9 protein-coding genes and 1 tRNA gene are annotated in these 10,685 nt (G+C 73.3%); 3 read left to right on the forward strand and 7 right to left on the reverse strand.

Annotated features, from left to right (window positions below):
- Positions 1-17: 17 nt before the first annotated feature.
- From ACZ34W_RS29815 to ACZ34W_RS29830, 4 genes are all read right to left on the reverse strand, one after another.
- On the reverse strand, positions 18-509 hold the full coding sequence (locus ACZ34W_RS29815; protein WP_465608490.1) for a DUF1203 domain-containing protein: 492 nt from the start codon (positions 507-509) through the stop codon (positions 18-20).
- A gap of 106 nt (positions 510-615) precedes the next feature.
- Positions 616-1,902, reverse strand: a complete 1,287-nt coding sequence (locus ACZ34W_RS29820) for a L,D-transpeptidase (RefSeq protein ID WP_465608492.1) — start codon at positions 1,900-1,902, stop codon at positions 616-618.
- Positions 1,903-2,089: 187 nt separating this feature from the next.
- The gene (locus tag ACZ34W_RS29825; RefSeq protein WP_329489356.1) at positions 2,090-2,428 is read right to left on the reverse strand and encodes a hypothetical protein; all 339 of its coding nucleotides are present in this window, start codon (positions 2,426-2,428) and stop codon (positions 2,090-2,092) included.
- A gap of 562 nt (positions 2,429-2,990) precedes the next feature.
- On the reverse strand, positions 2,991-4,391 hold the full coding sequence (locus ACZ34W_RS29830) for a cystathionine beta-synthase (protein ID WP_329489355.1): 1,401 nt from the start codon (positions 4,389-4,391) through the stop codon (positions 2,991-2,993).
- Between the two features lie 271 nt (positions 4,392-4,662).
- Between ACZ34W_RS29830 and ACZ34W_RS29835 the strand changes: the two genes are divergently transcribed.
- The 3 genes from ACZ34W_RS29835 to ACZ34W_RS29845 all read left to right on the forward strand — a co-directional run bounded on the left by ACZ34W_RS29835 (position 4,663) and on the right by ACZ34W_RS29845 (position 8,335).
- Positions 4,663-5,757, forward strand: coding sequence for an SGNH/GDSL hydrolase family protein (locus ACZ34W_RS29835; RefSeq protein ID WP_465608495.1), 1,095 nt, complete (start codon positions 4,663-4,665; stop codon positions 5,755-5,757).
- Positions 5,758-5,868: 111 nt separating this feature from the next.
- Positions 5,869-7,089, forward strand: a complete 1,221-nt coding sequence (locus tag ACZ34W_RS29840; protein ID WP_352289866.1) for an acetyl-CoA C-acetyltransferase — start codon at positions 5,869-5,871, stop codon at positions 7,087-7,089.
- Between the two features lie 292 nt (positions 7,090-7,381).
- Complete coding sequence (locus tag ACZ34W_RS29845; RefSeq protein WP_329489352.1) at positions 7,382-8,335, forward strand: hypothetical protein; 954 nt, start codon at positions 7,382-7,384, stop codon at positions 8,333-8,335.
- A gap of 228 nt (positions 8,336-8,563) precedes the next feature.
- Here ACZ34W_RS29845 and ACZ34W_RS29850 read toward each other — a convergent pair whose 3' ends face one another.
- The 3 genes from ACZ34W_RS29850 to ACZ34W_RS29860 form a co-directional block, all read right to left on the reverse strand.
- The gene (locus tag ACZ34W_RS29850) at positions 8,564-8,968 is read right to left on the reverse strand and encodes a hypothetical protein (protein ID WP_465608498.1); all 405 of its coding nucleotides are present in this window, start codon (positions 8,966-8,968) and stop codon (positions 8,564-8,566) included.
- Between the two features lie 81 nt (positions 8,969-9,049).
- Entirely contained in the window at positions 9,050-9,961 is a 912-nt protein-coding gene (locus ACZ34W_RS29855; protein ID WP_329489350.1) for a Bax inhibitor-1/YccA family protein, read from the reverse strand.
- A 142-nt stretch (positions 9,962-10,103) separates the two neighbouring features.
- Positions 10,104-10,185 (reverse strand) — tRNA-Leu (locus ACZ34W_RS29860).
- Positions 10,186-10,685 lie beyond the last annotated feature (500 nt).

A 10,685-nucleotide genomic window follows, 5' to 3' on the forward strand; every position in this document is an offset into this window, starting at 1 on the left:
CCGCCCGGCGCCGGGCCTCAGGCCCGGCGGACTTCGTGCTGGAAGCAGCCGAACTCCACGGCGCGGACGTGCACCACGGCCACCTCGGGGTCGGCGAGCAGCTCCGCGGCGGCCGCCTCGGCGGTGTCGGGGGTGACGGGCACCCCGCCCAGGATGTGGCCGTGCCGGTCGTAGGCCCGCAGCAACCGCGCGCCCAGGTGGTACCCGGCCGGCCAGGCCGGGCCCGCTCCGGCGCAGGCGTGGTCGTGCAGGAAGACCGGGCCGACCTCGTCGTACGGGCCCGGGTCGGCGCCGGTCTCGGCGGCCCAGCGGCGCAGCGGCGCGTAGCCGACCAGCGCGATCCGGTCGCCGGGCAGCGCCCGGGTGAGGCAGCAGCGCAGCGGGGCACCGCCGGTCCGGTCCACCGACCGGACCGGCGGGCGCCCCGCGTCGTCGCGTTCCAGCAGGGCGAGGTGGACGGCCGGCTCGATCGGGCGGACGGCCGGGGCGGGTGCGGTGGGATCGCTCATGCCGCCCAGCCTGCCGCCCGGACCGCCCGGTGTCCGGCGGGTTTCGGCCGTCGCGTTCGACGGCCCCGGACCGCCCCGCGGCGCCCGCGGCGGCCCGCCCGGGGCCTCAGAGCGCGCTGCCGGCCTTCCAGGCGGCCCAGCCCAGGTTCCAGCCGTTCAGGCCGTTGGAGGGCTCGACGGTCTTGTCGCCGGAGTTCACGACCTCGACGACGTCGCCGATCATCGAGCTCTTGTAGAACTTGTAGCCGTCCAGGCCCTGGTCCTGGCCGCCCTTGGCGTCCTTCAGGCCGACGCAGCCGTGGCTGGTGTTCTGGCTGCCGAAGATCGACGCCGGGGACCAGTAGTTGCCGTGGATGAAGGTGCCGGAGGTGGTCAGGCGCTGGGCGTGCGGCACGTCGGCGATGTCGTACTCGCTGCCGAGGCCGACGGTCTGCGAGTTCATCCGGGTCTGCTGGTACTGCTCCGAGATGACCATCTTGCCGCTCCAGGTGCGGTACTCCGGCGAGCCGCCGGAGATCGGGTAGACGGCGCTGACCTGGCCGTCGGTGGTGACGGTGAGCTTCTTGGCGGCGAGGTCGGCGACGCTGGTCTGCGCGCGGCCGATGGTGAAGCGGACGTCCTTGGACTGGGTGCCGTAGACGCCCTTGGCGGCCTGGACGTCCTTGAGCCGGAGCTGCACGGTGACCTTGGTGCCCTTGGCCCAGTACTCCTGCGGCCGGAAGTCCAGGCGGGTGCTGGAGAACCAGTGCCCGACGATCTCGACGCCGGGCTCGGCTGTCACGGTGATCGCCTGCTGGACGGCCTTGCGGTCGGTCACCGGCTTGCTGAAGTTGATCGAGACCGGCATGCCGACGCCGACGACCGAGCCGTCCTCGGGGGTGAAGTAGCCGACGAAGGTGTTGGCCGGGGTGGCCGTGGTGAAGACGGCGTTGGCGTCCGCCTCCAGCTTGTCCTTGTCGGTGGCCGAGGCGGTGACGGTGTACTTGGTCCCGCTGGCGGGCGCGGCGGCGGACGTCCAGCCGGTGCCGTCCGAGGAGAGCTCCCCGGCCAGCGCCTTGCCGGTCGAGTCGGTGACCTTGACCGAGCCGAGGGTGCCGCCCGTGACGGTGACCCGGACCGGCTCGCTGAAGCTGGCGGCGGTGGAGCCGTCGGCGGGGGTGACGGTGATGACGGCCACGGAGGTCTTCGGCGCGCTGCTCGCGCTCGCGGGGCCGCTGCCCGTGGCGCCGCCGCCCGAGGATCCGCTGCCCGGGCCGGCGGCGCTCCCGCCGTCGCCCTTGCTGTCGTTGCACGCCGCCAGCAGCAGGACCGGCGCGCCGATCAGACCCGCCAGCACACCGCGCCGGCTCCAGTTCCCGCCGGCCGCCCGACCCTGCCCGTCCCGTGCCGTCACGTCGCCTTCTCCCTGCTGATCATCCCGGGCATTACGGATAGAGAAACGCAATCCGCCCTTTCACGGTTCCATCACCGACGAGTGGCGATCGTATGAGACTACTCAACTTCCTGCCAAATATGGACAAAATGCCCGGTCTGCGAAAGCAGACCGGGCACTCGCGGGCCGTGACGAAAGTCGGTGAGGACTACTCGGCGGGCTCGTCCACCGTGTACTCGTCCCAGCCCTCCCCCTCGGCGTCGAACTCGGTCTGCGCGGACTCCCAGGTCGCCGAGGCGAGCTCGACGCCCGGGACGTCGCCGAGCAGGGCGACCGGGTCGATGAAGTGCGCGAGCGAACCCGACGGGTCCACCTCGATGGCCTCGACGGACTGGGCGCGCTCCTCGTCGTCGAGGTACTCGTCGTCCGCCACCTGCTGGAGGGCCGCCGCCTTGAGCGCCCCCTCGTCGGTGATCTCGGCGATGAGCTCGATGCTGAGCCGGACGTAGCGCGGTTCGTCCTGGCCGGTCGTGTCAGTGCTGGTCATGCGTGCGAGCGTACGGGAAACCGCTCCGGCCCGAAGGCACGCCGGGTCCGAGGGGCGGGGGGCGGCGGTTCCCGGCCGGGGCGCCCGCGGGCACGGCGGCGAGCGGCCCACGGGACGGGCGGACGCACGGGAAGGGCCGGCCCCTCCGAGGAGGGACCGGCCCTGCCGTCTCCGCCGGGGCTCCCCCACCCGGGAGCCGCGGAGACGCGCCGAAACGGCGCGGTGACGACCGCGGGAGCCGCCGCACCCTGATGACCGGCCGGAGCCGGACAGGGGCGGGACGACGACGCCCCCCGCGGTGGGCCCCTCCACGCCCGCAACCGGGCACGAAGGGCAGGACACGGCCGGCCGGGTCAGGGCCGTCCGACGTGTCCGGAGACGACCACGACCACCGGGGAGCCGCTCCCGGACGGTTGTCGTCGCCTCGTTCGGCGTCTTGCCGTTGACCTCAACGATGCCCGACGCGTGTTAAGCGCGTGCTGCGCGCAGGTGACGCCGGTGTACCACTTCGCCCCCGGACGAGCCCTCAGCCGCTTGGGCGGGCGGCCTCGATGAGTCGCCGTCAGTGCGAGCTGCGGGCGGCCAGGAAGCCCAGCAGGTCCTGGCGGGTGACGATGCCCTGCGGCTTGCCCTCCACCAGCACCACGGCCGCGTCGGCCTTCTCCAGCACCGTCATCAGGTTGGTGACGGTCTCGCCCGAACCGACCACGGGCAGCGGCTTGGACATCACCTTGTCCAGTGTGTCGTCCAGCTGGATCTCGTTCGCGAAGACGCCCTCCAGGAGCAGCTTCTCGGCGACCGAGCCGATCACCTCACCGGCCATGATGTCGGGGTGGCCGGCCCCCGGGGAGACCACCGGCATCTGCGAGACGCCGTACTCGCGCAGCACCCGGACCGCCTCGGCGACGGTCTCGTTGGGGTGCATGTGGACGAACTGCGGGATGCCCTCGTGCTCGATGGCGTCCTTGCGGGCCAGCACCTCGGCGATGTGCGCCTCGTCGGTGGCCGAGGGCAGGAAGCCGTAGTCGGCCATCCAGTCGTCGTTGAAGATCTTCGACAGGTAGCCGCGGCCGCCGTCCGGCAGCAGCACCACCACGACGTCGTCCGGGCCCAGCCGCTCGGCCACCTCCAGCGCGGCCACCACGGCCATCCCGCAGGAGCCGCCGACCAGCAGGCCCTCCTCCTTGGCCAGCCGGCGGGTCATCTGGAACGAGTCCTTGTCGGACACGGCGACGATCTCGTCCGCGACGCCACGGTCGTAGGCGGTCGGCCAGAAGTCCTCACCGACCCCCTCGACCAGGTACGGCCGGCCGGTGCCGCCCGAGTAGACCGAACCCTCCGGGTCGGCGCCGACGACCTTGACCTTGCCGCCGGAGACCTCCTTCAGGTAGTTGCCGGTGCCGGAGATGGTGCCGCCGGTGCCGACGCCGGCCACGAAGTGGGTGATCCGCCCCTCGGTCTGCTCCCACAGCTCCGGACCGGTGGAGTGGTAGTGCGAGGCCGGGTTGTCCGGGTTGGAGTACTGGTCCGGCTTCCAGGCGTTCGGCGTCTCACGGACCAGCCGGTCCGAGACGTTGTAGTAGGAGTCCGGGTGCTCCGGGGCGACGGCGGTCGGACAGACGACCACCTCGGCGCCGTACGCGCGCAGCGTGTTGATCTTGTCGGTGGACACCTTGTCCGGACAGACGAAGATGCACTTGTAGCCCTTCTGCTGGGCCACGATCGCCAGGCCGACACCGGTGTTGCCGGAGGTCGGCTCCACGATCGTGCCGCCGGGCTTCAGCGCGCCCGAGGCCTCGGCGGCCTCGATCATGCGCATCGCGATCCGGTCCTTCACGGAACCGCCGGGGTTGAAGTACTCGACCTTCGCCAGCACTGTCGCGCTGATGCCGTCGGTGACCTTGTTGAGCTTGACCAAGGGCGTATTGCCGACCAGGTCGATGATCGAGTTGTGGTACCGCACGGGGGTCCTCCCGGTCTGTGGGCATGCGAGTGCTTTCGGTACTGCAAAGCCTAGGCCGTGCCACCGGCCCCGGCCCTCCCCTGCGTCGCACCTGCGCCCGGCCCCCACGCGGCCCCCTTCCGGACCGCCGCCCGACCGCCGCCCGCGCGGTGCGCCCACGGATGGCCCAGTCCCGTCGATAGCGCACGGCCGAGGACGGGTAGGAGGTGTACAGGCAACGCGAGGGGCGGCTCCGACTGGGGGCGGCACGAGGACGCGAAGGGGGCACCGGATGCCAGGGGCACAGGAGTCGCGGGCCCGGGTGGCCCGCCGCATCGCCACCGCGGCGGCGTACGGCGGCGGCGGGCTCGGCCTGCTGGGCGTCGGCCTGGTCGGCGTGCTGCTGACCGAGAGCAAGCTGGCCGTGCAGGCCATCGGCATCCTGGAGGGCGACCCGCCCCGGGCCGACGGCGTCTACGGCGAGGCCTTCGCCGACGCCGGCAGCACCGGCCAGCCGCCCCTGGTGCTCGCCTTCCTCGGCGACTCCACCGCCGCCGGCCTCGGGGTGCTGCGCGCCCGCGACACCCCGGGCGCGCTGCTGGCCGCCGGCCTGGCGTCGGTGGCCGAGCGGCCGGTCCGGCTGGTCAACGTGGCCCGCTCCGGCGGACGCTCCGCCGACCTCTCCGGCCAGCTGGAGCTCGCCCTGCCGCACCGCCCCGACATCGCCGTGATCATGGTGGGCGCCAACGACGTGACCCGGCACAGCCCGGCCCAGCTCGCGGTGCGCCACCTCGGCGAGGCGGTCGCCGCGCTGCGCGCCAACGGCTGCGAGGTGGTGGTCGGCACCTGCCCGGACCTCGGCACCATCAAGCCGGTCCGGCCGCCGCTGCGCTGGGTGGCCCGGCGGGTCAGCCGGCAGCTGGCGGCGGCGCAGACCATCGCCGTGGTGGAGGCCGGCGGCCGGACGGTCTCGCTGGGCTCACTGCTCGGGCCGGAGTTCGCGGCCCGGCCGGAGATGTTCGCCGCCGACCGCTACCACCCGTCGGCCCAGGGGTACGCGACGGCCGCGATGGCCGTGCTGCCCTCGCTCTGCGCGGTGCTGGGCCTCTGGCCCGAGGACGAGCGGCCGGCCGGAGCCGTGCCGGGCGAGACGGTCCTGCCGGTGGCGGTGGCCGCGGCCGCCGCGGCGGGCCGCTCCGGCACCGAGGTGGCCGCCGTCGGCGCGGAGGGCGCGGGCCGGCGCTGGGCCCTGCTGCGCCACCGGCTGCGAGTCGGCCTGCCGGGCACCTGGGCCGCCGAGGGGCCCGCCCGGCGGTCGGCCCCGGCCGCCGGGCCCGCCCGCGGGAACACGTCGGCCAGCTCACACGCCGGGGCGGGTGACGCCTGATCTACCAGACGGTAACTTTCCTCCCGGGCGTCCCCCGCGCACCCGGTCGTTCCCGTCGGACCGCCACCCGGACACCCCACCGCCCGAAGGTCACTCAGCGAGGAGCCCGTCATGCCCGAAGCCGTCATCGTCAGCGCCACCCGTTCGCCGATCGGCCGGGCTTTCAAGGGCTCCCTCAAGGACGTCCGCCCCGACGACCTGACCGCCCACATCATCGCCACCGCCCTCGCCAAGGTCCCCCAGCTCGACCCCCGCGACATCGACGACCTGATGCTCGGCTGCGGCCTGCCCGGCGGCGAGCAGGGCCACAACCTCGCCCGGATCGTCGCCGTCCAGATGGGCATGGACTACCTCCCCGGCACCACCGTCACCCGGTACTGCTCCTCCTCGCTGCAGACCACCCGGATGGCACTGCACGCCATCAAGGCCGGCGAGGGCGACGTCTTCATCTCCGCCGGCGTCGAGACCGTCTCCCGCAGCGTCAACGGCACCTCCGACGGCATGCCCGGCACCATGAACCCGCTCTTCGACGACGCCCAGGCCCGCACCGCCCAGCGCGCCGAGCAGGGCGGTGGGGAGTGGCACGACCCCCGTGAGGACGGCCTCGTCCCCGACGCCTACATCGCGATGGGCCAGACCGCCGAGAACCTCGCCGCCCTCAAGGGCATCACCCGCGCCGACCAGGACGCCTTCGGCGTCCGCTCCCAGAACCTCGCCGAGGCCGCCATCAAGTCCGGCTTCTGGGAGCGCGAGATCACCCCCGTCACCCTCCCCGACGGCACCGTCGTCTCCACCGACGACGGCCCCCGCGCCGGCGTCACCCTCGAAGCCGTCTCCGGCCTCAAGCCCGTCTTCCGCCCCGACGGCACCGTGACCGCCGGTAACTGCTGCCCCCTCAACGACGGCGCCGCCGCCCTCGTCATCATGTCCGACACCAAGGCCCGCGAACTCGGCATCACCCCCCTCGCCCGCGTCGTCTCCACCGGCGTCAGCGCCCTCTCCCCCGAGATCATGGGCTACGGCCCCGTCGAGGCCTCCAAGCAGGCGCTGCGCCGGGCCGGCCTCACCATCGGCGACATCGACCTCGTCGAGATCAACGAGGCCTTCGCCGCCCAGGTCATCCCCTCCTACCGGGACCTGGGCGTGGACCTCGACCGCCTGAACGTCAACGGCGGCGCCATCGCCGTCGGCCACCCCTTCGGCATGACCGGCGCCCGCATCACCACCACCCTGATCAACTCCCTCCAGTGGCACGACAAGCAGTTCGGCCTGGAGACCATGTGCGTCGGTGGCGGCCAGGGCATGGCGATGGTCGTCGAGCGGCTCAGCTGAACCTCCCGGCGTCAACCCCGAAGGGTCCAGACCACCCATTTGGAGTGACGCACGGTAATTGAGGGCCGGATCACACCGCGAGGTCGATCCGGCCCTCTTTTCTTTCGAATCGGGCCCGGAAATCGACAGTGCGGAGCGGATCAACTCCGCTGCGTAGAACGGTGTTACCTAACAATTTGGGGACAAGAGCGAAAGTCCCGGGCAAATTAGACATTCGCCACTGCGGTAACAGCCCCGTATGGGGCAATGTGGAGAGGTAACCCCGTTCCACTCCTCCCTAGGAGTACGTTCCGTGAGCGCCGTCTACACCCTCCTCCTGCTGATACTGATCGCCGTGACGACCGCCGTGCTGGTCCACCTCCGCGGGCTCTCCCGCCGGCTGGACGCCCGGGCCGCGGCCACCGCCACGCCCGCACCGGTCGACGAGGCCGCGATCCGCCGCGCCGTCGCCGAGGCACTCGCCGCCGACCGCGAGCGGGAGATCACCGAGGCCCGCGCCTTCTGGGCCGAGCAGGAGGCCCGCGCGGCCGAGGACGCGCCACTGTTCGACTCCCCCTTCGCCGGTGTGCTCGGCTCCACCGACGAGTGGCCGCTCTTCTTCCCCCGGCCGACCGGTCCGCAGGAGGCCGCCGACAACGCGGGCACCATGGACCCGGAGTTCGGTGAGGCGCTGCGGTCGGCGCTGGAGGATCTGATCAACGAGGGCGGCGCCGAGCCCGACGCGCCCGGGACCGACGGCGGCGCCCCGCTGCGCCCGGGGCACCCCGCGGGGGTCCCGGTCGCCGAGGGCGGCGGCGACGCCCGGGCCCGCCGCGAGGCCGACCTGCTGGCCACCGGCCTGGAGGCCGGACTGCTGGACGCCGAGCCGATGGTCGAGGACGCGCCCGCGCCCGCCCCCGACCCGCGCCGCCACCCCTCGCACCCGGACTTCGTGCCCAGCCAGGCGCCGTCCCGCGAGTGGACCGACACCCGGCTGGCCACCCTCGCCGAGGAGGGCGTGGCGCTGACGGACGTCCGCCCGGGCCCGCTCGGCACGCTGGACGTGTACGCCTTCGCCGACGGCACCACGCTCTGCGTCGCCCCCGGCGACCGGGAGGCCGCGTACCGGCTGATCGACGCCGTCCGGGCCGGCGAGGACGTCCGGCTGCTCGGCGGCTCGCGGTTCTCCGGCTCGTACTCGCTGACCTTCTCCACCGACGACGACGCCGTCTACGTGCTCGCCGACCGGGTGGTCGCCAGCATCTGACACCACGCGCGCGGACGCGGCCGCGACAGCCGCGGCCGACGTTCACCCGAGGGCCGACCGGATCAAGGGGTTACCGATCCGGTCGGCCCTCGGCGTTCCCGTCCGCCGTTTCCCGCCGGGCCTCGCACCGGCCGCCCCCGGACCCTCGTACCAGGCCCACGTACCGGGCCCTCGTACCGGGCCGTTCCGCTCCGGCCGTCCGCCGGGCCGCTGCCGCCGGGCCCGGGCTCAGCCGCAGAGCGCGGCTGTGGCGGCCACCTCGGCCAGGGCCCGGGCGAGCACCGCCGGGGCCGCCGCGGGCCCGCCCAGCGGCTCCGGGAGCGGCACCAGCGCCTGGGCCGGCAGGGCCGTCAGGGCGGCCGCCAGATCGTGCCCGGCGACGGCCAGCTGGTCGCCTGCCGCGAAGGCACCGGCGTCCGGGAACTCGCGCGGCGGCACGGCCGGCCCGCCGGCGCCGTCCGCCGCCCCCTCGGCGGCCTGCGCCGCCGCCGCCAGCCGGCCGGCCAGCGCCAGCGCGGCGGCGGCCCGGGAGCGGTGGCCGGGGACGGCTCCCAGCAGCCGGCTCTGCGGCATCGAGCGGAAACGGTCCGCCAGGGCGTCGACGGCTTCGGCGAGGGAGGCTGCTTCAGGCATGGCGCGAGCCTAGACGAAAGCCGCCGGGCCCCGGAGCGGAAGGCTCCGGGGCCCGGCGGCAGTGCGCGGGGGGCGCGGTGATCAGTCGTCGCCGCGCAGGATCGCGATCAGCCGCAGCATCTCGATGTAGATCCAGACCAGCGACAGGGTGAGCCCGAAGGCGGCCCGCCAGGACTCCTTCTGCGGGGCGCCCTGGGCGATGGCCTGCTCGATGGCCGCGAAGTCCAGCGAGAGGAAGAACGCGCCGAGGCCGATGCCGACCAGGCCCACCACGATGCCCAGCGGGCCGGAGCGCAGCCCCATCTCCGCACCGAACATCGACGCGACCGCGTTGACCAGCAGCAGGAGCACGAAGCCCATGGCGATCGCGATGCCGATCCGCGTGTACCGCGGGGTGACCCGGATCCGGCCGGTCTTGTAGGCGATCAGCATCGCCGCGAAGACCGCCGCCGTGCCCAGTACCGCCTGGATCGCGATGCCCGGCCAGATGGTGTTGAACACCTTGGTGACGGCACCGAGCGCGAAGCCCTCCAGGCCCGCGTAGAGCAGGATCAGCGGCGGGCTGACACTCCGCTTGAACGAGATCACCAGGCCGACCACGAAGGCGATCAGCGAGGCGCCGATGGCCAGGCCGAAGTTCCGGTCCGGCAGCGCGAACCAGGCCAGCCCGCCGAAGGCGACCAGGGTGAGCAACGTCATGGCGGTGCGTGCGACGACGTCGTCGAGCGTCATCCGCCCGGTGTCCAGCGGGCCGGCGGACGGCGCGCCGTACATCTCGACCAGCTGCTCGTCGGTCAGCGGACCCTGGCCCTGCGGCTGCTGGGCGTAGGGGTTGTTGCCGTACGGGTTGTCGCCGTACGGGCTGCTCTGGCCGGGGGGGCCTGCGGCGTACGGGCTCCCGGCCGGCGGGGCCTGCGTGGTACCGAAACCCGCGTAGCCGGGCTCGCGGGTGAAGGACCCCTCCCGCGAGAAGACCGGGTTGCTGCTTCTCATTGCTCATTCCCTCCGTGGCGGCACTGCACCGCCCGCACCACAAGGGTAATGGGTTGGCAAAAGAATAGGGATACGCCGCAAGGAGGATCCGGGGAGCGGCGCCCGGCGGGGACGCCCGGTGGCGTCCCCGCGGGTCGAGCGGTGCCCGGAGCCGGACTCGAACCGGCACGGCCTCACGGCCAAGCAGTTTTAAGCTGCCCGTGTCTGCGTTCCACCATCCGGGCCTTCAAGGACCTGCCCTGCCGACAGTCGGAGGTGGTGCTCCGTCCCCGTGCGGGCCATCCCCGAGCCTAGTCGCCCGCATCCCCCTTTCGCATGTTCCCAGCCAGGGAAGTTGTCATGTTTCCTTGCCATCTGACGAACAGTTCGTGATTTGGCCAATCCGAGCGTGCTATCCGGCCAGCGGGATCCGGTCAGGGTTGACGTCATACCCGAGGATGAGGGCTTTCTCCGGACGTACGCCCAGCGGTGGTCAGGCCAACCGTCCGGCGGAGCGACGAGAAGCCGTGACCACGTGGCCGAGCATGGAGATACCGCCGAACCCCTGCGCAGACCGGCCCTCCGGAGCCGTCCCGCACCCCGGCGCCGTCCGCAGCCCGACCACAAGGAGCACCCCGTGACCACGTCGACCGCAACCGCCGTCCGTACCGGCCGGGCGGCCGCCCGCGCCACCGGCCTCAACAAGGTCTACGGGGACGGGGAGACCCGCGTCGTCGCGCTCGAC

It is taken from the genome of Kitasatospora sp. NPDC022856, from assembly GCF_055561235.1.